This is a genomic window from Acidovorax sp. CF316, from assembly GCF_000276605.1.
Taxonomy (GTDB): domain Bacteria; phylum Pseudomonadota; class Gammaproteobacteria; order Burkholderiales; family Burkholderiaceae_C; genus Acidovorax.
The window spans coordinates 60203-82139 of sequence record NZ_AKJX01000164.1; the positions used below are offsets into that span (position 1 = coordinate 60203).

General features: G+C 67.2%; 19 protein-coding genes. 13 read left to right on the top strand and 6 right to left on the bottom strand.

All coding sequences use genetic code 11. The features are described from left to right. Positions 1-12: 12 nt before the first annotated feature. Entirely contained in the window at positions 13-975 is a 963-nt protein-coding gene (locus PMI14_RS20930; protein WP_007857358.1) for a tripartite tricarboxylate transporter substrate binding protein, read from the bottom strand. Positions 976-1075: 100 nt separating this feature from the next. Between PMI14_RS20930 and PMI14_RS20935 the strand changes: the two genes are divergently transcribed. Beyond that, on the top strand, positions 1076-1948 hold the full coding sequence (locus tag PMI14_RS20935; protein WP_007857360.1) for a LysR substrate-binding domain-containing protein: 873 nt from the start codon (positions 1076-1078) through the stop codon (positions 1946-1948). A 188-nt stretch (positions 1949-2136) separates the two neighbouring features. Here the strand turns inward: PMI14_RS20935 and dkgB are convergent, their stop codons facing one another. Together dkgB and PMI14_RS20945 are read right to left on the bottom strand one after the other, a co-directional pair. Continuing rightward, the gene (dkgB, locus tag PMI14_RS20940) at positions 2137-2949 is read right to left on the bottom strand and encodes a 2,5-didehydrogluconate reductase DkgB (RefSeq protein WP_007857361.1); all 813 of its coding nucleotides are present in this window, start codon (positions 2947-2949) and stop codon (positions 2137-2139) included. A gap of 39 nt (positions 2950-2988) precedes the next feature. Next, positions 2989-4191, bottom strand: coding sequence for an MFS transporter (locus PMI14_RS20945; protein ID WP_007857362.1), 1203 nt, complete (start codon positions 4189-4191; stop codon positions 2989-2991). Positions 4192-4305: 114 nt separating this feature from the next. On the opposite strand from PMI14_RS20945, the gene PMI14_RS20950 reads away from it, so the two are divergent. Continuing rightward, entirely contained in the window at positions 4306-5190 is an 885-nt protein-coding gene (locus PMI14_RS20950; RefSeq protein ID WP_007857363.1) for a LysR family transcriptional regulator, read from the top strand. Between the two features lie 10 nt (positions 5191-5200). Here the strand turns inward: PMI14_RS20950 and PMI14_RS20955 are convergent, their stop codons facing one another. Continuing rightward, the gene (locus PMI14_RS20955) at positions 5201-5905 is read right to left on the bottom strand and encodes a glutathione S-transferase N-terminal domain-containing protein (protein ID WP_007857364.1); all 705 of its coding nucleotides are present in this window, start codon (positions 5903-5905) and stop codon (positions 5201-5203) included. A gap of 134 nt (positions 5906-6039) precedes the next feature. Here PMI14_RS20955 and dapF point away from each other — a divergent pair, with 134 nt between their 5' ends. The 3 genes from dapF to PMI14_RS20970 are packed head-to-tail and all read left to right on the top strand — an operon-like array spanning position 6040 to position 8640. Then, positions 6040-6918 carry a diaminopimelate epimerase gene (dapF, locus tag PMI14_RS20960; protein WP_007857365.1) on the top strand — a complete coding sequence of 293 codons (879 nt, stop codon included), beginning with the start codon at positions 6040-6042 and terminating at the stop codon, positions 6916-6918. Continuing rightward, complete coding sequence (locus PMI14_RS20965; protein ID WP_007857366.1) at positions 6915-7613, top strand: DUF484 family protein; 699 nt, start codon at positions 6915-6917, stop codon at positions 7611-7613. Before dapF ends, PMI14_RS20965 begins: the two co-directional genes overlap by 4 nt. Before the next feature lie 28 nt (positions 7614-7641). Further along, complete coding sequence (locus PMI14_RS20970; RefSeq protein WP_052024449.1) at positions 7642-8640, top strand: tyrosine recombinase XerC; 999 nt, start codon at positions 7642-7644, stop codon at positions 8638-8640. 7 nt (positions 8641-8647) lie between these two features. Here the strand turns inward: PMI14_RS20970 and PMI14_RS20975 are convergent, their stop codons facing one another. Further along, positions 8648-11005, bottom strand: a complete 2358-nt coding sequence (locus tag PMI14_RS20975; protein WP_157405904.1) for a bifunctional diguanylate cyclase/phosphodiesterase — start codon at positions 11003-11005, stop codon at positions 8648-8650. Positions 11006-11255: 250 nt separating this feature from the next. Between PMI14_RS20975 and lepB the strand changes: the two genes are divergently transcribed. Next, on the top strand, positions 11256-11921 hold the full coding sequence (gene lepB, locus PMI14_RS20980) for a signal peptidase I (protein ID WP_007857369.1): 666 nt from the start codon (positions 11256-11258) through the stop codon (positions 11919-11921). A 33-nt stretch (positions 11922-11954) separates the two neighbouring features. Here the strand turns inward: lepB and PMI14_RS20985 are convergent, their stop codons facing one another. Next, on the bottom strand, positions 11955-13571 hold the full coding sequence (locus PMI14_RS20985; RefSeq protein ID WP_007857370.1) for a methyl-accepting chemotaxis protein: 1617 nt from the start codon (positions 13569-13571) through the stop codon (positions 11955-11957). Between the two features lie 290 nt (positions 13572-13861). On the opposite strand from PMI14_RS20985, the gene PMI14_RS20990 reads away from it, so the two are divergent. The 7 genes from PMI14_RS20990 to mraZ all read left to right on the top strand — a co-directional run bounded on the left by PMI14_RS20990 (position 13862) and on the right by mraZ (position 21935). Then, complete coding sequence (locus tag PMI14_RS20990; protein WP_007857371.1) at positions 13862-15097, top strand: class I SAM-dependent rRNA methyltransferase; 1236 nt, start codon at positions 13862-13864, stop codon at positions 15095-15097. 218 nt (positions 15098-15315) lie between these two features. Next, on the top strand, positions 15316-16386 hold the full coding sequence (locus tag PMI14_RS20995; protein WP_007857372.1) for a GTP-binding protein: 1071 nt from the start codon (positions 15316-15318) through the stop codon (positions 16384-16386). Positions 16387-16620: 234 nt separating this feature from the next. Then, positions 16621-17406 carry an RNA polymerase-binding protein DksA gene (gene dksA / locus PMI14_RS34315; RefSeq protein ID WP_081497363.1) on the top strand — a complete coding sequence of 262 codons (786 nt, stop codon included), beginning with the start codon at positions 16621-16623 and terminating at the stop codon, positions 17404-17406. A 53-nt stretch (positions 17407-17459) separates the two neighbouring features. Next, on the top strand, positions 17460-19178 hold the full coding sequence (locus tag PMI14_RS21005) for an STAS domain-containing protein (RefSeq protein ID WP_007857376.1): 1719 nt from the start codon (positions 17460-17462) through the stop codon (positions 19176-19178). Between the two features lie 80 nt (positions 19179-19258). Next, positions 19259-19822 (top strand): ATP-dependent protease subunit HslV, encoded by a 564-nt coding sequence (hslV, locus tag PMI14_RS21010; RefSeq protein WP_007857377.1) that lies wholly within the window; start codon positions 19259-19261, stop codon positions 19820-19822. A 100-nt stretch (positions 19823-19922) separates the two neighbouring features. Beyond that, complete coding sequence (gene hslU, locus PMI14_RS21015; protein WP_007857380.1) at positions 19923-21254, top strand: ATP-dependent protease ATPase subunit HslU; 1332 nt, start codon at positions 19923-19925, stop codon at positions 21252-21254. A gap of 252 nt (positions 21255-21506) precedes the next feature. Continuing rightward, positions 21507-21935 (top strand): division/cell wall cluster transcriptional repressor MraZ, encoded by a 429-nt coding sequence (mraZ, locus tag PMI14_RS21020; protein WP_007857381.1) that lies wholly within the window; start codon positions 21507-21509, stop codon positions 21933-21935. Positions 21936-21937: the final 2 nt, after the last annotated feature.

Below are 21937 nucleotides of genomic sequence, written 5' to 3' on the forward strand. Positions count from 1 at the left end.
AACCTTGGCGGGTCAGTCGGCCTTGATGCCCGCGCCCTTGATGGTCTTGGCCCAGTAGGCGGTTTCAGTTTTCACGAGATCGCCCAGCGCCTCGGGCGGCAGGTAGCGCAGCTCGATGCCGGCGGCGTCGGCGCGCTGGCGCGTCTCGGGCATCTCCAGCGCCTTCTTCACGTCGGCCGTGAGCTTGGTGACCACGGCAGGCGGCGTGGCCGCCGGGGCGAACAGGCCCACCCAGGCTTCGAGCTTGAAGTCGGGCATGCCGGCCTCGGCCACCGTGGGCACGTTGGGCAAGCCGGGGTGGCGCTTGGTACCGGTCACGGCAAAGGCCTTGAGCTTGCCGCTGACCACATGCTGCATGACCGACGGCGGGGTGGTGATGAAAACCTGCACCTGGCCGGCCAGCACGTCGGCCACGGCCGGGCCCGAACCGCGGTAGGGGATGTGGGTCATGAAGGTGCCGCTCTGCTGCTTGAAGATCTCGGTGCCGATGTGCGAGAGCGAGCCATTGCCCTGCGATGCGTAGTTCACCTTGCCCGGGTTGGCCTTGAGGTAGGCGATGAATTCCTTGAGGGTGTTGGCCGGCACCGAAGGGTGGGCCGCAATCACATTGGTGGCCACGGTGAGCAGGGCCACCGGGGTGAAGTCCTTGGCCTCCCAGGGCAGGTTCGGGGTGAGCGCCGGGTTACCCACGTGGTAGGCCGAGTACGAGATCAGCAGGTTGTAGCCGTCGGCCTTGGCGCGGGCCACGGCGCCGTAGGCCACGTTGCCGCTGCCGCCGGCCTTGTTGTCGATCACCACGGGCTGGCCCAGCACGCGCGCCAGCGGCTCGTTGAGCAGCCGGGCCGAGGTGTCCACCACCCCGCCGGGCGGGTTGGGCACGGTGAGCGTGATGGCTTTGCTGGGGTAGTTGTCCTGCGCCGAGGCCAGGCCCGAAAGGGCCAGCGTGGCAGCCAGCAGGCTGTGCTTGATCGTCATGTTTGTCTCCACCTGGTGTTGTTGTCAGGGGGTATTGTGGAAACAAGCGAACCCGCAGTCCAATATATTGTTGGTCTTGATCAAGACTTTTGGGGTATCAATGGAACTGCGGCACCTGCGCTACTTCATCGCCCTGGCAGAAGAGCTGAGCTTCACGCGCGCCGCGCAGCGCCTGCATGTCTCGCAGCCGCCGCTGAGCCTGCAGATCGCCCAGCTGGAGACCGAACTGGGCGCCCAGCTGTTCGTGCGCACCAGCCGGCGCGTGGAGCTGACGCTGGCCGGACAGGCCTACCTGGTCGATGCACGCGCCGTGCTGGAGCGGCTGGACACGGCGCGCCAGCGGGTGGCGGCCATCGGCCAGGGGCAGGCCGGGCGCATCGAGGTGGGGCTCTCGGGCTCGCACTTTCTGGGGCCGTTTCCTGCGGCCTTGGCGCGCTACCGGCAAAGCCACCCCGGCGTGGACGTGGTGCTGCACGAGATGCAGCCCTCGCTGCAGCAGGCGGCCCTGCGCGACAAGCGCATCGACGTGGGCATCTCGCGCACGGCGGTCAACGACGACCAGCTCGCCAGCACCCTGCTGTGGCCCGACCCCGTGGTCGCGGCCCTGCCGCCCGGCCACCCGCTGGCGGCCCGCAAGGCGCTGGCCTTGAGGGACCTGCGCAGCGAAGCCTTCGTGATGCTGCGCCGCGACTCGTCGGCCCATGCCGAGCACATGGTGCAGTGCTGCGTGCAGGCCGGCTTTGCGCCCCGGGTGGCGCAGACCACGGTGGAGCTGGCGGCTCTGCTGAGCCTGGTGGCTGCAGGGTTGGGCGTGGCCCTGGTGCCATCGTCGCTTGGCAACTTGTTCGGCGCCCGCGTGGTGCTCAAAACCCTGGGCGCAAAGGCACCCAGGGCAGATGTGCATGCCGTGCAGCGACGCGACGACCATCTGGGCGTGGTGCCGGCCTTCGTGCGCGTGGTAGCAGGCGTCTGAGGCAAGCTTTCCTTGCAGCGTCACGACGTCATGTGTCGCTTGCTCACAGGCCGAGAAATTGGCGCTGCCCATGCCGGGACTGCCGCGCAAGGGCCGCCCCGCCGCGCTGGCAGTGTCCCCCTTCCCGAATTGCGCAGCAATTCGAGAGAAGGGGGAAGGCGCGAAGCGACTCAGGGGGATGTACCGAATCAATCCCAGGCGGGAGCCAGGCCGTCAGGATTCACGAGGCGGCCGCCGCGGTCCAGCGCGGCGATCTGCGCCATCTCGGCATCGGCGAGGCGCAACTGCTGTGCCAGGAGATTGCTGGCCAGGTTCTCGCGCCGGGTGGACGAAGGGATCACCGCGTAGCCCTGTTGCAGCGCCCAGGCCAGCGCCACCTGGGCCGTGGTGGAGCCGTGCGCGCGGGCAATGGCTTCGATCACCGGGTCGTTCAGCACCTTGCCGTAGGCCAGCGTCATGTACGAGGTGACGTGGATGCCCTGGCTGCGGGCGAAGTCGACCACGGCGCGGTTCTGCAGGTAGGGGTGCAGCTCGACCTGGTTGGTGGCGATGGCGCCTGCGCCCACGGCGGCAATGGCCTGCTGCAGCAGCGCCACGGTGAAGTTGGAGACGCCGATCTGCGCGGCCAGGCCCTGGGCCCTGGCTTCGGCCAGGGCGCCCATGAACTCGGTCACGGGGACGGCACCGCCGGGCGAGGGCCAGTGGATCAGCGCCAAGTCCACCTGCTCGGTGCGCAGCTTGGCGAGGCTGTCTTTGAGGCTGGGGATGAGCTTGTCCGCGGCCAGGTTCTCGGTCCAGACCTTGGTGGTGATGAACAGTTCGCCGCGCGGCACGCCGCTTTCGGCGATGGCCTGGCCGACGGCCGCCTCGTTGCCATAGATCTGGGCCGTGTCGACCAGGCGGTAGCCCAGGTCGAGAGCGTTGCGCACCGAGTCGATGGCGACCTGGTCCTGCAGCCGGAAGGTGCCCAGGCCGAATGCGGGAATGGAAGAAGAATGCATGGGAAGGCTCCGTGTCAAAGGGATTGGGAAAAGAAGGGTTCAATGGCCCACGGGCACCGGTCCGCTGGCGCGCACCGGGATGCCGGCACGGCGGTCCAGTACGCCGCTGTAGTGCGCCAGGGCCAGGGAGCCCAGCACCACCACGGCGCCGATCCAGGGCGTGTGCATGAGGCCCAGGTGCGTCACGATCAGGCCACCGGCCCAGGCGGCGCCGGCAATGCCCAGGTTGAAGGCGGCGATGTTCAGGCCCGAGGCCACGTCCACCGCCTGGGGCGTGAAGCGCTCGGCCTGCTTGACCACGTAGACCTGCAGCCCGGGCACATTGCCGAAGGCCACGGCGCCCCAGAGCAGCACGGTCACCAGCGCCAGCCAGGGGTGCGGCGCGGTGAACTGCAACAGCAGCAGTACGGCGGCCAGCAGCGCGAACACGATGCGCAGCGCAGGGATCGGGCCCAGCCGGTCGGCCAGCCGGCCGCCCCAGATGTTGCCCACCGCGACCGACACGCCATACACCAGCATCACCCAGCCGACCGCGCCGGCGCTGAAGCCCGAGATGTCGGTGAGGATGGGCGCGAGGAAGGTGAAGGGGATGAAGCTGCCGCCGTAGCCGATGGCCGTCTTGGCATACACCAGCAGCAGGCGTGGCTCGGCCAGCACCCGGGCCTGCTGCAGCAGCGAGGCCGGAGGGGTGTGGGCGATGTTGCGTGGCACGAAGAGCGCGCTGCCGGTGAAGGCGACCACACCCAGCGCCGAGACGGCCAGGAAAGTCTCGCGCCAGCCGAAGTGCTGGCCGATGAAGGTGCCCAGCGGCACGCCGGTGACCAGGGCCACGGTGAGGCCGGTGAACATGATGGCAATGGCACTGGCGGCCTTCTCGCGCGGCACCAGCCCGGTGGCGATGGTCGAGCCGATCGAGAAGAACACTCCGTGCGCCAGGCCGGTGAGGATGCGCGCGGCCACCAGCGATTCGTAGCTCGGTGCCTGCCAGGCGAGCAGGTTGCCGGCAGTGAACAGGGCCATCAGCGACAGCAGCAGCGCCTTGCGCGGCAGCTTGCCGGTCAGCGCGGTGAGCACCGGGGCGCCCACGGCGACCCCCAGCGCATACAGGCTCACCAGCAGGCCCGCCGAGGGGATGCTGATGGACAGGTCGGCCGCCACGGTGGGCAGCAGGCCGACGATCACGAAATCCGTCGTGCCGATGGCGAATGCGCTGAGCGTCAGCGCGAGCAAGGCAATGGGCATGGAAACACTCCTGTGGGAATGGACAGGAGTGTGGGTTTTTCAGTCGTGCAGAAAAAGACGGTTGCGCTCGATAGATACTTGACTGTGAATCAACAATCGAGGCTGGAAAAATCCATGAAAACCACCCTGGAAGAGTTGCAGGCCTTTGTCGCCGTGGTCGATGGCGGGTCGATCACCGCTGCCGCCGACCAGCAGGGGCAGACGGTCTCGGGCATCAGCCGGGCCCTGGCGCGGCTGGAAAAGAAGCTCGAGACCACGCTGCTGCGCCGCACCACGCGGCGCATCGAGCTGACCGAGGAGGGGCAGGGCTTTTTGCAGCGCACGCGCGCCATCCTGGCGTCCATCGACGATGCAGAGGAGCACATGGCGGCGCGGCGCCAGCAGCCCGCTGGACGGCTGCGCGTGAATGCGGCCACGCCCTTCATGCTGCACGCCGTGGTGCCGCTGGTACCGGCGTTCCGCGCGGCCTACCCGCAGATCACGCTGGAGCTCAACACGGATGAGATGAACATCGACCTGCTGGAGCAGCGCACGGACGTGGCCATCCGCATCGGCCGGCTGCAGGACTCGACGCTGCATGCGCGGCCGCTGTGCACCAGCCGCCTGCGCGTGCTGGCCAGTCCCGGCTACCTGGCGCGCATGGGCAAGCCCAAGGGCGTGGCCGACCTGGCCGGCCACACGCTGCTGGGCTTCAACCAGCCCGAGTCACTCAACCGCTGGCCGCTGCGCGGCGTGCACGGGGATGAATGGCCCATCGTGCCCAGCCTCACCGCGTCGAGCGGCGAAACCCTGCGCCAACTGGCGCTGCAGGACGTGGGGCTGGTGTGCCTGTCGGATTTCATGAGCGCGGGCGACCGCGAGGCCGGCCGCCTGGTGCAGGTGCTGGCGCGCGACACGGTGGACGTGCGCCAGCCCATCAACGCGGTCTACTACCGCAACACGCCGCTGGCCGCGCGCATTGCGTGCTTCCTGGATTTTCTCCAGGAACGAATGGGCTGAGCTCGACCGCTCAGCCGCGTGCGGGAATGTTCAACCCTTTGGCCACGGCCGGGCGCGCCACGAAGGCGTCCAGCACGCGTTTGATTTCCTTGAACTGGTCGAACTCCACCAGTTCGCCCGCGCCATAGAAGCCCACCAGGTTGCGCACCCAGGGCAGGATGGCGATGTCGGCAATGGTGTAGGTGTCGCCCATCACCCACTGGCGGCCGGCCAGGCGCTGGTCCAGCACGCCCAGCAGGCGCTTGGACTCGGCCACGTAGCGGTCGCGCGGGCGCTTGTCCTCGAAGTCCTTGCCGGCGAACTTGTGGAAGAAGCCGAGCTGCCCGAACATCGGGCCCACGCCGCCCATCTGCCACATCACCCACTGCAGGGTTTCATAGCGGGCCGCTGCGTCCTGGGGCACCAGCCGGCCGGTCTTGTCGGCCAGGTAGACCAGGATGGCGCCGGACTCGAACAGCGCCAGCGGCTTGCCGCCCGGGCCATCGGGGTCGAGGATGGCGGGGATCTTGTTGTTGGGGTTGAGCGACAGGAACTCGGGCGAGGTCTGGTCGTTGGTCTCGAAACTCACCAGGTGCGGCTCGTAGGGCAGGCCCAGCTCTTCGAGCGCGATCGAGGCCTTCACGCCATTGGGCGTGGGCAGCGAGTACAGCTGGATGCGGTCCGGGTGCTGGGCGGGCCACTTGCGGGTGATGGGGAAAGCGGAAATGTCTGCCATGGGCTCCTCGTTCGTTGTGTCGCAAGAGAATGAAGCCGCTAGCCTAAACGCCTTGGCCGATCCGTGCCCGATGGGGGTATTGCCATTGCCACGGTCTCTGGCAGGGCCGGCCTTGCACCGACGATAATCCGGGCATGAAGATCCACTTCACCAAAATGCAGGGCGCGGGCAACGACTTTGTCGTGCTCGACGAGACCCGCGCGCGCCTGAATCTCACGGCCGGCCAGTACCGCTACCTGGCAGACCGCCATTTCGGCGTGGGCGCCGACCAGATCCTCACCGTGCGGCCCTCGCCCGCTGAGGGCATCGACTTCGAATACCTGATCCACAACGCCGATGGCGGCGAGGTGGGCCAGTGCGGCAACGGCTCGCGCTGCTTTGCGCGCTATGTGCGCGACAAGGGCCTGACGGACAAGGACACGATCCGCGTGCAGACGCTCAGCGGCGTGCTTTCGCCCCAACTCAATGCCGACGGTCGGGTCACGGTGGACATGGGCGTGCCGGTGCTCGAGGAGCCCCGCGTGCCCTTCGATGCGACAGCCCTCACTCCCACGGCGCAGGGCAAGGGCCGCACCTGGCCGCTGTCGTTCGACGTGCAGGGCATCCCGGTGACCGTGCCGGTGGCCGTGGTCTCCATGGGCAACCCGCATGCGGTGCAGCTGGTGGACAGCGTGGATACGGCGCCCGTGGGCCTGTGGGGCCCGCTGATCGAGAGCCACGCGCGCTTTCCGGAGCGCGTGAATGCCGGCTTCATGCAGATCGTGGACCGGGGCCATGTGCGCCTGCGCGTGTTCGAGCGCGGCACGGGCGAGACCCTGGCCTGCGGCTCGGGCGCCTGTGCGGCCGTGGCCGCCGGCATCCGCCTCGGGCTGCTCGACCAGGAGGTGCATGTGGACATGCACGGCGGGCGCCTGACCATCGCCTGGAGCGGGCAGGATTCCGACTCCCTTTTCATGACCGGCCCGGCCACCACCGTATTCGAAGGCCAGATCGACATTCCGGACGCAGCATGACCAACCCCAGCACCCACATCCCGCCCATCACCGAAGACGATATTGCCCGCTTCCTGGAGAACACGCCCGGCTTCTTCGAGCGCCACGCCGAAGTGCTGGCCAGCGTGCAGATCACCAGCCCCCATGGTGCCCGCGCCGTGAGCCTGCAGGAGCGCCAGGCCGAGATGCTGCGCGAGAAGATCAAGGGCCTGGAGCACCGCGTGATGGACATGGTGCGCAACAGCGGCGAGAACACCGCCATTGCGGCCAAGGTGCACCAGTGGACCAGCGCGCTGCTGCAGGTCAAGGAGCCCTTCGACCTGCCCGAGGCGGTGGTGGAGGGCATCCGCACCCTGTTCGACGTGCCCCAGGCCACCGTGCGCGTCTGGGACGTGGCCGGCCCCTACGTGGACGCCGACTTCGCCCAGGGAGCGAGCGAGGACGCGCGGGCGTTTGCCTCGTCGCTGACCATGCCCTTCTGCGGCCCGAACCTGGGCTTCGAGCCTGCCGGCTGGCTCGAAACGTCCGACGGCGTGCAGGCCCAGTCCCTGGCCCTGCTGCCGCTGCGCCAGGGCGCGATCGACAGCGCCACCCCGGCCTTCGGTCTGCTGGTGCTGGGCTCGCACGACCCCCAGCGCTTCGATGCCACCATGGGCACGGACTTCCTCTCGCGCATTGCCGAGCTGGCCAGCTCGGCGCTGGTGCGCCTGCGCTGAGCTGTCAGGCGGACGGACGGCTGTGCACGTGACCTCCGCCGCATCCGCCACCCCTGGCGCCGGCACCCCGGCGACAGACCCGCAGGTGCTGCGCTACCTGGAGCACGTGCGCGTGGAAAAGCGCCTGGCCGCACGCACGCTCACGCTCTACACGCTGGACCTGGAAAAGCTGGCGCAGTTTGCGGCCGGCGTGGGCCTGCCCCTGCTGCAGCTGCAGACGGCGCACATCCGCCGCTTCGTCGCGCAGATGCACAGCGGCGGGCGCAGCGGGCGCGGCATTGCGCTCATCCTCTCGGGCTGGTGCGGCTTTTTCGTCTGGGCCGGGCGCCAGGGCCTGGTGCCGCACAACCCGGTGCAGGACGTGCGCGCGCCCAAGGCGCCCAAGCCCCTGCCCAAGGCCCTGGGCGTGGACGACGCCGTGCGCCTGGCCGAATTCGACAACACCGGGGCCGACCCCTGGCTGGAGGCGCGCGACGCGGCCATGGTGGAGCTGCTCTACGGCTGCGGCCTGCGCGTGGGCGAACTCGCGGGGCTCGATGCCGTGGCCAGCGCCGACACCGAGCGCCAGGGCCGCGGCTGGATCGACCTGCAGGCCGGTGAGGCCCATGTCTTTGGCAAGGGCAGCAAGCGGCGCAGCGTGCCCGTCGGCAAGTCTGCCATCGAGGCGCTCCAGGCCTGGCTGGCGCTGCGCGCCGGGCCGTTCGGCGGCGAGGGCGCGGCGCGCCTGGATGCCGCGCTGTTCCTGGGCCAGCGCGGCGCGCGGCTCACGGCGCAGTCCATCTGGCTGCGGCTGCGCCAGCGCAGCCAGCAGGCGGGGCTGACCACGCCGGTGCACCCGCACATGCTGCGCCATTCGTTCGCCAGCCACCTGCTGCAGTCCAGCGGCGACCTGCGTGCCGTGCAGGAGCTGCTCGGCCACGCCAACATCACCACCACCCAGGTCTATACGCGCCTGGATTTCCAGCACCTGGCCAAGGTGTACGACGCGGCGCATCCGAGGGCGCGGCGCAAGCCTGGCTCCGAATAGTCCGAGGTCAGTTCGCTGTCACCGGCTGCGCGGCGATGAAGGCCGTCACCGCCGCCAGGTCCAGTGGCCGGGCAAAGTAGAAGCCCTGGCCCGTCACACAGCCCAGGCCCTGCAGCAGGTGGGCCTGCTCGGCGGTTTCGATGCCCTCGGCCGTGGTCTCCATGTGCAGCGCCTGCGCCAGTTCGATCACCGAATGCACGATGGCCTCCGACTCGGGGCTGCCCTCGATGGGGGCGATGAAGGAGCGGTCGATCTTGAGCCGATCGAACGGAAAACTGCGCAGGTAGGCCAGCGAGGAGTAGCCCGTGCCGAAGTCGTCCAGCGCAATGCGCACGCCCGCGTGGCGCAGCCGGTGCAGCGTGGTCATCACGTCGTCCGTGTCCTGCAGGAAGACCGATTCGGTGATCTCCAGCTCCAGCCGCCCAGGGGGCAGGCCGCAACGCTCCACCACCGCGAGGATCTTGTCGGCCAACAGGGCATCGTCGAACTGGCATACCGACAGGTTGACCGACATCACCAGGTCCCCCGGCAACTGGCGCGCGGCCTGGCAGGCGCGCTCGAGCACCCACAGGCCGATGTCGCGGATCAGGCCCGCTTCCTCGGCCACGGGGATGAACTCCACGGGCGACACGCTGCCAAAGCGAGCGCTGTTCCAGCGCAGCAGGGCCTCCAGTCCCGCGATGCGGCCCGAGGCCAGGTGCCATTGCGGCTGGAAGGCCAGGTGCAGCTCGCCCTGGGCCAATGCAGTACGCAGGCCGTCTTCCAGGGCAATGCGCCGGTGGGCACGCTGGTCCATCTCGATGGAAAAGAACTGCACCTGCCCACGCCCGCGCTGCTTGGCCTCGTACAGCGCCAGGTCGGCATGGTGCAGCAGGGCGTCCACGTGGTTGCCGTCGTGCGGCAGGAAGGCGATGCCGATGCTCAGGTGCGGCGTGACGGCCAGGCCCGAGAGATCGCAGGGCTGCTCGATGGCGCGCACCAGGCGGTCGCAGAACACCTGCACCTCGGCGCGCGTGCTGGCGCCGTCGAGCAGGATGGCGAACTCGTCGCCGCCCAGGCGGGCCACCAGATCGCGGCTGCGCACCTGCTGCGCCATGCGCTGCGCCACGGTCTTGAGCAGCAGGTCGCCGTTGCCGTGGCCGTAGGCGTCGTTGACGCGCTTGAAGTTGTCCATGTCCAGGCACAGCAGGGCTGCAGCACCGGCCCCTGCGCTGTCCAGCGCGCAATGCTGCTGCAGGCGGTGCTGGAAGTGGCGCCGGTTGGCCAGCCCGGTCAGCACGTCGAAATGCGCCAGGCGGTGCATCTCGTCCTCGGCATGCTTCTTGTGGGTGATGTCCACGCCCACGCCACGCCAGTCCTGCAGCGTCTGGTCCAGCCGCCAGATGGGCTTGGCCGTGAGCGCCCACCAGCGCAGCTGGCCGCCGATCACCAGGGGGACCAGCAGATCGCGGAACGGCTGCGGTCCCTGCAGTGCGGCCTGCAATGCCTGCAGGTGGCTGCTTGGGTCCACGCCATGGCTTGCGCCCTGGTGGGTGCGGGCGATCAGCTCCACCAGGCCCAGGTCGGGATCGTCCTGGCGGCTGTAGCGCAGGGCCTGGTCCAGGCGGTTGGAGGAATGGCGCAGCGTGCCTTCGCTGGACACCTCCCAGAGGAAGTCGCTGGTGTTTTCCTCGAAATCGCGCAGCAGCAGGCCCACGATCTGCTGCTGGTGGGCGGCATCGGCCTCGGCCGCCAGGCGCGAGCCATAGGACCGCGCCATCACGCGCACCGATGCGATCACCACCAGGCCATAGGTCACCAGCAGCACCAGCAGGGTCACCGTGCCCGGCTGGTCCATCGCCCTGAGCAGGCCCACGGCCGAGCCACCCGCGAGCAGCAGCACATAGCTCAGGGCGGCCTCGGGCACCGTCACCAGCGCGAAGCCGCCAGCGCAGATCATTCCGCAGCTGATTGCCAGGATCATCATCTGGTCCGGCGCCGGGGACGTGGCGAAGAGCGCCGCCGGTATGGCGCCCCACAGCAGCCCCAGCACGCCGGCGTGCTGGGCAGCGCGCTGGATGGCCTTGCGGGAGGCCAGCAGGCGCGGTGGGCGCTGGCGTGCGCGTTGCCAGGCGAGCAGCCCCTGCGCCGCCACGAACAGCAGGGCCAGCATCCAGGCCCAGAGCCAGGACGGCACCGTCGCCAGGCGCCAGGCAATGAAACACCCATTGAAGACGTTGACAGCCATGGCCAGCGGGGTCAGGCGCAGCATGGCCTGCAGCTGCTGGGCGCGAAAGCTCGCGGCCAGCGGTTCATCCGCCTCGTAAGGGGCCAGCCATTGCTGCACGCGCGCGGGCAGCAGCGATAGGGCGTGGGGTTCTGCCATGCAAGCGGGTTGGTTGGGGGCAGCGGCCGCCGGCACCGGGGGCTCGGCGGGCTGCGTCATCACACATCCAAGGGGTTGGCGGAACACACTTTCTTGCCAGGTCCATTGTGCACCTGTCGGACAACGCGTGCGCACGGGTAACACCTGAGGGCATGCCGCAAGGGAACCTTTGGCGCCGCCCGGGCTCCGATGGTTGCGGCAGCGCCATCGCGCTGGCGCGACCCAAGAACCACTGGAGAGGAGCAGAGCGATGGGACGCTGGATCAAGGCCAACAAGGGATTTCTCGTGCTGCTGATGTGCTTCGGCCTGTTCCGCACGGCGGTGGCGGACTGGAACCCCATTCCCTCGGGCTCCATGCGGCCCAACCTGGTCGAAGGCGATGTGGTGTTCGTCAACCGCCTGGCCTACAACGTGAAAATCCCGCTGACCGACGTGGTGCTGGCCCCGATGGGCGAGCCCAGGCGCGGCGACGTGGTGACCTTCTCGTCGCCGCTGGACGGCACGCGCCTCATCAAGCGGCTGGTGGCGGTGCCCGGCGATACGGTGGAGATGCGCGACGAAGTGCTCATCATCAACGGCGAAGCCGCCCACTACGACGCACCGCAGGCGTTGCAGGAGGCCGTCGGCCTGGGTCGCACCGTCGATGCCACGCGCATGACGGAGCAGGTGCAGGGCCACGAGCGCCGTGTGCAGTGGCTGCATGGCGTGACGGCGCGCAGCAGCTTCGCTCCGGTGACGGTTCCCGTGGGCGAGTACCTGGTGCTGGGCGACAACCGGGACAACAGCGCCGATTCGCGCTACATCGGCCTGGTGCCGCGCCACCTGCTGATCGGCCGGGCGCTGGGCGTGCTGGTGTCGGCCGATACCGAGCGCTACTTCCTGCCGCGCTTCGAGCGCTTCGGCAAGGCGCTTTGACCCGCCACCGGATTGGAGGCCGCGGTCTGCGTTTCAGCCGCCGGCCAGGAGGGCGGGGTGGGCCTTGCGTCCTGGCAAGGCCAAAGCCGGGTAGTGCCTTCCTGGCAGCTTGAAGGCCGCCACTGTCTCCACCAGCCCATGGGCCTGGTGGCTCAAGCCGGCTGCGGCCGCGGCCATCTCTTCGACCAAGGCAGCGTTCTGTTGGGTGCCCTGGTCCATCTGCGTCACGGCCTCGTTGATCTGGTCCACCCCTGTGCTTTGCTCGCTGCTGGCCGCATTGATTTCTCCCATGATCTGGGTCACCTGCCGGATGGAGTCGACCACCTGGTGCATCGTCTGGCCTGCACGGTCGACCAGTGCCGTTCCCGCTTCGACGCGCTCCACACTGGCGCCGATCAGGGTCCTGATTTCGTGCGCCGCCGCAGCAGCACGGCCCGCAAGGGTGCGCACCTCGGTGGCCACCACGGCAAAGCCCCGACCCTGATCGCCGGCGCGGGCCGCCTCCACCGCCGCGTTGAGTGCCAGGATATTGGTCTGGAAGGCAATCGAGTCAATCACGCCGATGATCTCGGTGATCTGCGCCGAGCTTTCGTGGATGCGCTTCATGGTATCGACCACCTCGGCCACCACGGCGCCCCCCTGCTGTGCCACCGTGGAGGCGCAGAGTGCCAATTCATTGGCCTGGCGGGCGCTGTCGGCGTTCTGGCGCACAGCGGAGTTCAACTGCTCCATGGATGCGGCCGTCTCTTCCAGGGCGCTGGCCTGTTCTTCCGTGCGCAGGGAAAGCTCGGTGTTGCCCTGGGCTATCTGCCCTGCGGCACTGGCAACGCTCTCAGAGCTTTGGTGTACCAGGGCGATCATGGTCACCAGGCTGTCCTGCATGCGTTTGAGCTGGGCCATCAGGCTGGTGGTGTCTCCCGTCTTGAGCGCGATGGACACCGTGAGGTCGCCGTGCGCCACTTTGTGCGCCAGATGGGCGGCGGTGCTCGGCTCGGCCCCCAGCTGGTGGATGATGCTGCGTGTCACCACCGACCCGAACACCAGCGTAAAGGCCAGGCCCACGGCAAGCGCACTGGCGACAAAAAGCAGCGTCTCGCGGCAGGAGTCCACGGCGCGGTCGTATTCGGCGCGCGCGGTATCGAGTTGCACCTGCACCAGGCCTCCCAGCACATCCTGCAGCGGGTCGAGTGCGGGGTACATGTCCTTGGCGGCAAATGTGGTGAGGGCCGCCACATCATTGCGCTGGAGATGGGTTTCCAGGGCTGCGACGGCAGCATCGGCACCCGGCTGCAGCTGTTGAAACTGTCCGACCAGGCGCGTTTCCTCGGGCACTAGGCTGGTGGCAAGGTAGGCACCCCATTGGTCGCGGATGTCCTTTTTGGCCTTGCCAATGAAGTCGAGTCCCTGTCGGGCCGTCAGTGCCCCGTCACGCACCTTGTGTGCCGTATCCACGATGTTGACCGCGTAGGCGTCTGACACGATCTTGATCTGCTGGAGTGGAACCACGCGATCCTGGTAGACCGTGTTGAGGCCCGCATTGGATCGCTGCATTCCCATCAAGCCTGCAGCGCCGATCACCACGGTCAGCGCGCACAGCACCAAGAGCAGCAGTGACAGGCGGGTGGAAACTTTCAGCTGGTTGAAGTGCATGGCATCAGCTCGCTTGGTTGGAGTTCGTGGGTCTGCCCGGCGCATGCGGCACGAAAACGGATGTCGCGATGGCGCTGGCCGCCAGAAAATCCGATGGAAACGGCGGGGTTTTGTATCACTTAAATCCAGCCATGGCGAAATGAATTTGACACACTGGCCGGGCGGGGGCGCCTGTGGCCGCAGGGCTGCTTCCAGCGGCGGTTCGGGCTGCGCAGGAGGGAGCCGCCTCGTTCTCTGAAAGAATCGCCGGGCAACGCAAACCGCAGCGCCCAGCCGGCACAATCGAGGGCATGAAAACCCTTCGCCTTCGCCCTGGCAAGGAGCGCTCGCTCCTGCGCCGCCACCCCTGGATCTTCGAGTCGGCCATCGCCAAGGGCGGTGGCGACAGCGGCGAGACGGTGCGCGTCGAGTCGCACGAAGGCCAGTTCCTGGCCTGGGCCGCATTCAGCCCCAGTTCGCGCATCCGCGCACGGGTGTGGAGCTTCGACGAGGCGCAGCGCATCGACGAACCCTTCTTCATCGCCGCCTGCGCGCGCGCCATCATTGCCCGCGCCCGGTTCGACGTGCAAAGCGATGGCATCCGCCTGGTGCACGGCGAGTCCGACGGTCTGCCGGGCCTGATCGTGGACCGCTACGGCGACACCCTGGTGGCACAGTTCACCAGTGCCGGCACCGAGCGCTGGAAGAATGTGCTGGCCGACGCCCTGCTGCGCGAGACCGGCCTTGCCCGGTTGTACGAGCGCTCCGATGCGAGCGTGCGCGCCCTGGAGGGCCTGGAGCCCGCCACCGGCTGGCTGCGTGGCGGCCCGGTGGCCGGCGCAGAGGCGCCGCCCGTGGAGCTGACCATCCACGAACACCAGTGGCGGCTCACGCTCAACATTGCCGAAGGCCACAAGACCGGCTTCTACCTCGACCAGCGCGACAGCCGCAAGCGCTTTGCCGACTATGCGCGCCGCCTGGGCTTCCAGCATGTGCTCAACTGCTTTTGCTACACCGGCGGCTTCAGCGTCGCGGCGCTGGCCGGCATGCGTGCGGCCGAGGCGGCCGGCGGCCCGGGGGGCGGGCAGGTGACCTCGATCGATTCCTCGGGCCCGGCGCTGGAGCGGGCACGGGCCCACGTGGTGCTCAATGGCTTCGACGTGAACCGGGCGAGTTTTCTCGATGCGGACGTGAACGCCTCGCTGCGCCAGTTCCTCAAGGAGGGCCAGCGCTTCGACGCCATCGTCCTCGATCCGCCCAAGTTCGCGCCCACCGCAGCGCATGCCGAGCGCGCCGCGCGCGCCTACAAGGACATCAACCGCCTGGCGCTGCAGCTGCTCACGCCGGGCGGCGTGCTGTTCACCTTCTCCTGCTCGGGGGGCATCAGCGCCGACCTGTTCCACAAGATCGTGGCCTCGGCCGGGGCCGATGCCGGGGTGGACGGCTACATCGTCGAGCGCCTGGCGGGGGCTCCCGACCATCCGATGACGCTGGAGTTTCCCGAGGGCGAGTACCTCAAAGGGCTGGTGGTGATGCGCAAATCCTGACGCTCTGGGCCCCTGTGTTCGGGTGTTAACGCAACTTCATTACATCAAGGGATGCGTTTTTGCTCCTGTATCCATAGCTGAAAAGTTATGACTGGTATTTTGTAAGGCGAAAAAGTAGGTGCACTCAGCGGAATGGGTGTCCGGTGTGGTCTTGATTTCGTGGCTAAACTTCCACAACTTGTCTCCCTGGCATCCGCATCCTTTTCTAGGCTTTTTCCATGTCCCTCATTCCTGCCACCATCCTCACCGGCTTCCTGGGCTCGGGCAAGACCACCTTGCTCAAGCGCCTGCTCAGCGAAGCCCACGGCCAGAAGATCGCCGTGATCGAAAACGAGTTCGGCGAAGAGAACATCGACAACGACATCCTGGTGACCGAGTCCAAGGAGCAGATCGTGCAGATGAGCAACGGCTGCATCTGTTGCACCATCCGCGAAGACCTGCGAGAGACGCTGCAGCTCCTGGCTGCCAAGAAGCGCAAGGGCCTGCTCGATTTTGACCGCATCGTGATCGAGACCACCGGCCTGGCCGACCCCGGCCCCGTGGCGCAGACCTTCTTCATGGACGAGGAGATCGCCGAAACCTACCTCATCGACTCCATCGTCACCCTGGTGGATGCCAAGCACGCGCCCCAGCAGCTCAACGACCGCCAGGAGGCGCGCCGCCAGGTGGGCTTTGCCGACCAGATCTTCCTGTCCAAGACCGACCTGGTGAGTGCCGAAGAGACCGATGCCCTGATCCACCGCTTGAAGCACATGAACCCGCGGGCGCCGATCAAGGCCGTGCACTTCGGAGAAGTGCCGCTCAAGGAGGTGCTGGACCTGCGCGGCTTCAACCTCAACGCCAAGCTCGACATCGACCCCGATTTCCTCAAGGAAGAGGGCGCCCACGATCACCATGACCATGGCCATGACCACCATGACCATGAACACGGCGAGCACTGCGACCACCCCTCCCACCAGCATGGCGGCCATGGCCACCACCATCACCACGATGACGACGTCAAGAGCTTCGTCTTTCGCTCGACGCGTCCGTTCGATCCGGCCAAGCTCGAGGACTTCCTGGGCGCCATCGTCAATATCTACGGCCCGCGCATGCTGCGCTACAAGGGCGTGCTGTACATGAAGGGTACCGAGCGCAAGGTGATCTTCCAGGGCGTGCACCAGCTCATGGGCAGCGACCTGGGGCCACAGTGGGCCGAAGGCGAGGAACGGCTGAGCAAGATGGTCTTCATCGGCATCGACCTGCCCAAGGACATCCTCCTGCAAGGGCTGGAACAGAGCCTGGCCTGACCGGCCGGGGTGGTGGGTGCGGGATTGTCAAAGACTGTCCCGGAGCCCCGATTCCCCCGGATTGCCCTGTGGATGGGGTGATATGGGTGGCAAGATGTGTCGTATCTGCAACGTTTTCGTTTGCGCCAGCCCAGGTCGATACAATCGCGCCCCGGTAAAACCCCGGAAGGCTTGCCATCCACCCTTGGCTGCCAGCGCAGCCTGGGTCCGCCCGTACTGCGAGGAGACCAGGAAGTGAAAGCCGAAACCAGCAAATCCAAGGCAGCTGCGAAAGCAGCTCCGAACGCGGGTAAAAGCACTGCCGTACCAGTGGCAGCCAAAGCTGCTGCAAAGGCCTCTGCCAAGACTGCTCCCAAGGTGGTAGCCGCCCCGGCTCCTGTCGCCCCCGCCCCTGCCCCGCAGGCGGGATCCCATGTACCCGTGCGCACGACCCGGCCTTCTTCCCGATTGGCCCAATTGACCGTACCATCCATGGCACAGGCAACGGCTTCCACCGCTGCCAAAGCCAGCTACCAACAGACCATGCCCACGACCGCGCAAGTGCATCCCACTTTCACTGCTGCCAAAAAAGACCCCAAGCTGGCCAACAACTGGAAAGCCAAGACGGCCCAGGAGCTGACCGACGCGGAGGTCCTGGCCATGCCTGACAGCGAATACATGAACGACAAGCAGATGGCGTTCTTTCGCCTGAAGCTGGTCCAGCTCAAGCAGGACATCCACAACAGTGCCGGTGAAACCACCGAGCACCTGCGTGAAGACACCGTGGTGGTGCCGGACCCTGCCGACCGCGCCACCATCGAGGAAGAGCACGCCCTGGAGCTGCGCACGCGTGACCGCGAGCGCAAGCTGCTCAAGAAGATCGAGCAGTCCATCGCCCGCATCGACGCAGGCGACTATGGTTACTGCGACGAGACCGGCGAGCCCATCGGCGTCGGCCGCCTGATCGCCCGTCCCACGGCCACGCTGTCGCTCGAAGCACAGCAGCGCCGCGAACTCAAGCAGAAGATGTTTGGTGACTGAAGTCTGCCCGGCCTGAACACACTCCTGCGCACGCACCCTCTCTCGCCTATCCCATGAGCAAGGAAGAAACCACGCCCGGCGGCCTGCTGTCCAAAATGGTGCGGTTTGTGCGCAACCCGACGACGAACTGGACCGAGCTCGACTCGCTCCAGGAGGACCGGGAAAGCCAGTACAGCAAGCAGATGCTCAAGGAGATGATCGAGCGCAAGCGCCGCAACGATTTCGTGCGCCGCCGTGAGTTCGATCAGCTGCGCAAGCTGCGCCAGCGCGAGGTGCTGCAAGGCCAGCGCACCGAGGACCCTACCGCACGTCCTTCGTTCTTCCAGAGCAGCATGGCCTCGCCCGACGAGCGCGCGGTGACGCTCAAGAAGATCGACGAGATCGAAGCGCAGATGTCGCAGCAGTGGTGGAAGAGCAAGGCCAATGGCGACGCGCCCACCGTGCCGGCGGATTTCCGCGGGGAGGACGAGGCCGCGGCGCGCGCCTTCGCGCCCACGGCCCCCGTCAGCCTGGCAGCACCTATTGCCGCCGCACCGGCTGCGGTGAAGCCACTTTTTGACGACGACAGCATGGCGATCGGCCAGTTTGGCGGCTCGGATGCGACCATGCGGGGAGAGCAGCAGCCCACCGAACTGGCGTCGTTTGACCCGAGTCCGGCACCAACGCCCGAAACCGCATCCGCACCGGAGGAATTCGTGCACGAACCCGACCTTGAAGAAGCCGCCATCCGCTTCGCCAACGGCGATCACGCGGGAGCGGAGTCCGGCTTGCTCGATGTGCTGGCCCAGCACCAGCAGGACGACCCGGCACAGCAGCTGGAAATCTGGATGACGCTGTTCGACCTGTACCGCGCCACAGGCCAGCACGACCGCTTCGACACCCTGGCCATCGACTTTGCCGCCGGCTTCAGCCGCTCGGCGCCCCTGTGGTTCTCCATGCCCGAGCAGCTCGGCCTGGTGCAGGAGCAGGAGCCGAAGGCGGGCATGGCCCGCCGCGATTTCAGCTGGAACGCGCCCGCGCGCCTCACGGTGTCGTCCGTGGCGGCACTGCAGGCGTCCATCGAGCGCTCTGCCGCCCCCTGGACCCTGGCGTGGACACGCATCGCCGGCATCGACGATGCCGCCGTGCCCCTGCTGGCCGACCAGTTCACCAAATGGGCGGACCGGGCGGGGCAGTTCGTGTTCTCGGGGGTGGACCGGCTCACCACCCTGATGGAGATCATGACCCAGTCGGGCGATCGGGCCTCGGGCCCCGAGTGGTGGCGCCTGCGCATGGCCGCGCTGCGCCTGATGGGCCGGCCCGACGAGTTCGAACTGGTGGCGCTCGACTACTGCGTGACCTACGAGGTGTCGCCACCCTCCTGGGTGGCGCCCAAGATGGGCTACTCGGACGACGCCACCGCGGCCAGCAGCCAGGCGGCGGCGCCTGCCGAGCGCGACATGCTGGCGTCGGATTTCGGCTTTGATGCATCCGTCCCGGCCACGCTGGACACCACCCCTGTAGCGTCGCTCAGCGGCCACATCGATGGTGATGCGACCCCGCTGCTGGAACCCTTCCAGGCGCTGATGCGCCCCGGGGTGCCACTGGTGGTGTCCTGCGACAAGCTGATCCGCGTCGATTTTGCCGCTGCCGGCTCGGTGCTCAACTGGGCCGCAGAACAGCAGGGCCAGGGCCACGAGGTGCATTTCCACAACCTGCAGCGCCTGGTGGCCATCTTCTTCAACGTGATCGGCATCAACGAGCACGCCTGGGTCCTCCCCCGCAAGAACTGACGGACAGGCTGCGTGCCCGCGCGGGGCACAGGCCTTGCCCTGGCTTGAAAACGGCACCGGCGCCCGCATCTGCGGCAGCTATGGACTCCTCTCACAACCATCCGGTGTTTCACGGCACCACCATCCTGAGCGTGCGCCGCCAGACCCCTGCCGGCATGCAGGTCGCCATCGGCGGTGACGGCCAGGTCACCCTGGGCAACATCGTCGTCAAGGGCTCGGCGCGCAAGGTGCGCAAGCTCCACCATGGCAAGGTGCTGGCCGGCTTTGCCGGTGCCACGGCCGATGCGTTCACGCTGTTCGAGCGCTTCGAGGCCAAGCTCGACAAGCACCAGGGCCACCTGGTGCGCGCCGCGATCGAGCTGACCAAGGACTGGCGCACCGACCGCGTGCTGCGCCGCCTCGAAGCCATGCTGGCCGTGGCCGACCTGGAGGCCTCGCTCATCATCACCGGCAACGGCGACGTGCTGGAGCCCGAGCAGGGCATCGTGGCCATTGGCTCGGGCGGGGCCTATGCCCACTCGGCGGCCAAGGCGCTGCTCAACCACACCGACCTGCCGGCGCAGGAGATCGTCAAGAAATCCCTCGAAATCGCGGGTGAGCTGTGCATCTACACGAACATGCACCACACGATCGAAACGCTGTAAGCGCCTCGCCCGGCGTACTCGTCCCGGGCTTTCCCTTTCATGGTGCCGGCCGCAGTGTGCTGTGGCGGCCGGTCCCTCCCTTGCTACCAGGTGGATCCCCATGTCGTCCATGACCCCCCAAGAAATCGTCTCCGAACTCGACCACCACATCGTCGGCCAGGCCGGCGCCAAGCGCGCGGTGGCCATCGCGCTGCGCAACCGCTGGCGCCGCCAGCAGGTCGAGGGCACGCTGCGCCACGAGATCACCCCCAAGAACATCCTCATGATCGGCCCCACGGGCGTGGGCAAGACCGAGATCGCGCGGCGCCTGGCGCGCCTGGCCGATGCGCCCTTCATCAAGGTCGAGGCCACCAAGTTCACCGAGGTGGGCTATGTGGGCAAGGACGTGGATTCCATCATCCGCGACCTGGCCGAGATCGCCGTGAAGCAGACACGCGATGCCGAAACCCGCAAGGTGCGCACCCGGGCCGAGGATGCCGCCGAAGAGCGCATCCTGGACGTGCTGATCCCGCCGGCCCGTTCGGCTGCCGGCGCGGAGCCTGCTGCCGCCACCGACAGCACCGCACGCCAGGTGTTCCGCAAGAAGCTGCGCGAGGGTTCGCTGGCCGACAAGGAGGTCGAGATCGAGGTGGCCGAGAGCCGGGCGGCGCTCGAGATCATGGGCCCCTCGGGCATGGAGGAGATGACCGAGCAACTGCGCGGCATGTTCAGCCAGATGGGCCAGGACAAGCGGCGTACGCGCAAGCTCAAGATCGCCGAGGCACTCAAGCTGCTCATCGAGGAGGAGGCCGCCAAGCTCGTCAATGAGGAAGAGATCAAGACCCGCGCGATTGCCAATGCCGAGCAGAACGGCATTGTCTTCATCGACGAGATCGACAAGGTGGCCGCGCGCCAGGAAAGCAGCGGTGCCGATGTCTCGCGCCAGGGCGTGCAGCGCGACCTGCTGCCGCTGGTGGAGGGCACCACGGTGTCCACCAAGTACGGCATGGTCAAGACCGACCACATCCTGTTCATCGCCTCGGGGGCTTTCCACCTGGCCAAGCCCAGCGACCTGATTCCCGAGCTGCAGGGCCGTTTTCCGATCCGGGTGGAACTGGGCTCGCTGTCGGTGCAGGATTTCGAGGCCATCCTCGTGCAGACCCATGCCTCCCTGGTCAAGCAGTACCAGGCGCTGCTGGCCACCGAGGGGGTCACGCTGGAGTTCGCGCCCGAGGGTGTCACGCGCCTGGCGCACATCGCGTTCAAGGTCAACGAGCGCACCGAGAACATCGGCGCCCGGCGCCTGTCCACGGTGATGGAGCGCTTGCTTGACGAAGTCAGTTTCGATGCAACGCGACTATCGGGTCAGACCGTTGTTATTGATGCCGCCTATGTGGATGCGCGGTTGCAAACCCTGAGTCAGAACGAGGATCTTTCGCGCTACATCCTGTGACCACGGGCGCTGCGTTGAGGTATCACTTGCACAGGTCTCCGTAAGTGGTTCTTTCTCAAGGACTTTTGCTTGTTTGGCTTCTTTGGAGTCGCGCCTAAGTCCTTGATTTCATTGCAAAAGTTTGTTGTGCACCCCCTTGCTCGGTGTGCTTTTCCTGCTACAGTGCAAAAAAGTGCAATTAAGTGGTGAAAAGTGCCCTCAGCGCCCGATTCCAGGGCCCGAGTGGATTCCAACCGAGTGGGAAATCTGTCCGTGTTCCAAGGTGCCTCGTCGCTGAGTCTCGATGCGAAGGGTCGGCTGTCCGTGCCGACCCGGCATCGTGACGTCCTCGCGGCGACGGCAGGCGGCCAGCTCACGATCACCAAGCACCCCCACGGCTGCCTCATGGTCTTCCCCCGCCCCGAGTGGGAGAAGTTCCGCGAACGCATTGCCGAGCTGCCCATGTCCGCCCAGTGGTGGAAGCGCATCTTCCTGGGCAATGCCCAGGACGTGGAGATGGATGGCACGGGCCGTGTGTTGGTGTCGCCCGAACTGCGCGAGGCCGCCGGCATCTCGCGCGAGACCATGCTGCTGGGCATGGGCAACCACTTCGAACTCTGGGACAAGGCTACCTATGACGAGCAGGAGGCCAAGGCCATGCAGGGCGAGATGCCGGACGTCTTCAAGGACTTCTCTTTCTAAGG

Excerpts from the sequence above, each read along its gene's own strand:
- hslV (WP_007857377.1), top strand. The coding sequence starts at position 19,259 with ATGGACTCCTCTCACAACCATCCGGTGTTTCACGGCACCACCATCCTG.
- PMI14_RS20975 (WP_157405904.1), bottom strand. The coding sequence starts at position 11,005 with ATGGCAGAACCCCACGCCCTATCGCTGCTGCCCGCGCGCGTGCAGCAA.
- PMI14_RS20950 (WP_007857363.1), top strand. The coding sequence starts at position 4,306 with ATGAAAACCACCCTGGAAGAGTTGCAGGCCTTTGTCGCCGTGGTCGAT.
- PMI14_RS21005 (WP_007857376.1), top strand. The coding sequence starts at position 17,460 with ATGAGCAAGGAAGAAACCACGCCCGGCGGCCTGCTGTCCAAAATGGTG.
- PMI14_RS20930 (WP_007857358.1), bottom strand. The coding sequence starts at position 975 with ATGACGATCAAGCACAGCCTGCTGGCTGCCACGCTGGCCCTTTCGGGC.
- PMI14_RS20965 (WP_007857366.1), top strand. The coding sequence starts at position 6,915 with ATGACCAACCCCAGCACCCACATCCCGCCCATCACCGAAGACGATATT.
- dapF (WP_007857365.1), top strand. The coding sequence starts at position 6,040 with ATGAAGATCCACTTCACCAAAATGCAGGGCGCGGGCAACGACTTTGTC.
- PMI14_RS20990 (WP_007857371.1), top strand. The coding sequence starts at position 13,862 with ATGAAAACCCTTCGCCTTCGCCCTGGCAAGGAGCGCTCGCTCCTGCGC.
- PMI14_RS20955 (WP_007857364.1), bottom strand. The coding sequence starts at position 5,905 with ATGGCAGACATTTCCGCTTTCCCCATCACCCGCAAGTGGCCCGCCCAG.
- lepB (WP_007857369.1), top strand. The coding sequence starts at position 11,256 with ATGGGACGCTGGATCAAGGCCAACAAGGGATTTCTCGTGCTGCTGATG.
- PMI14_RS20995 (WP_007857372.1), top strand. The coding sequence starts at position 15,316 with ATGTCCCTCATTCCTGCCACCATCCTCACCGGCTTCCTGGGCTCGGGC.
- PMI14_RS20985 (WP_007857370.1), bottom strand. The coding sequence starts at position 13,571 with ATGCACTTCAACCAGCTGAAAGTTTCCACCCGCCTGTCACTGCTGCTC.
- hslU (WP_007857380.1), top strand. The coding sequence starts at position 19,923 with ATGTCGTCCATGACCCCCCAAGAAATCGTCTCCGAACTCGACCACCAC.
- dkgB (WP_007857361.1), bottom strand. The coding sequence starts at position 2,949 with ATGCATTCTTCTTCCATTCCCGCATTCGGCCTGGGCACCTTCCGGCTG.
- PMI14_RS20945 (WP_007857362.1), bottom strand. The coding sequence starts at position 4,191 with ATGCCCATTGCCTTGCTCGCGCTGACGCTCAGCGCATTCGCCATCGGC.
- PMI14_RS20935 (WP_007857360.1), top strand. The coding sequence starts at position 1,076 with ATGGAACTGCGGCACCTGCGCTACTTCATCGCCCTGGCAGAAGAGCTG.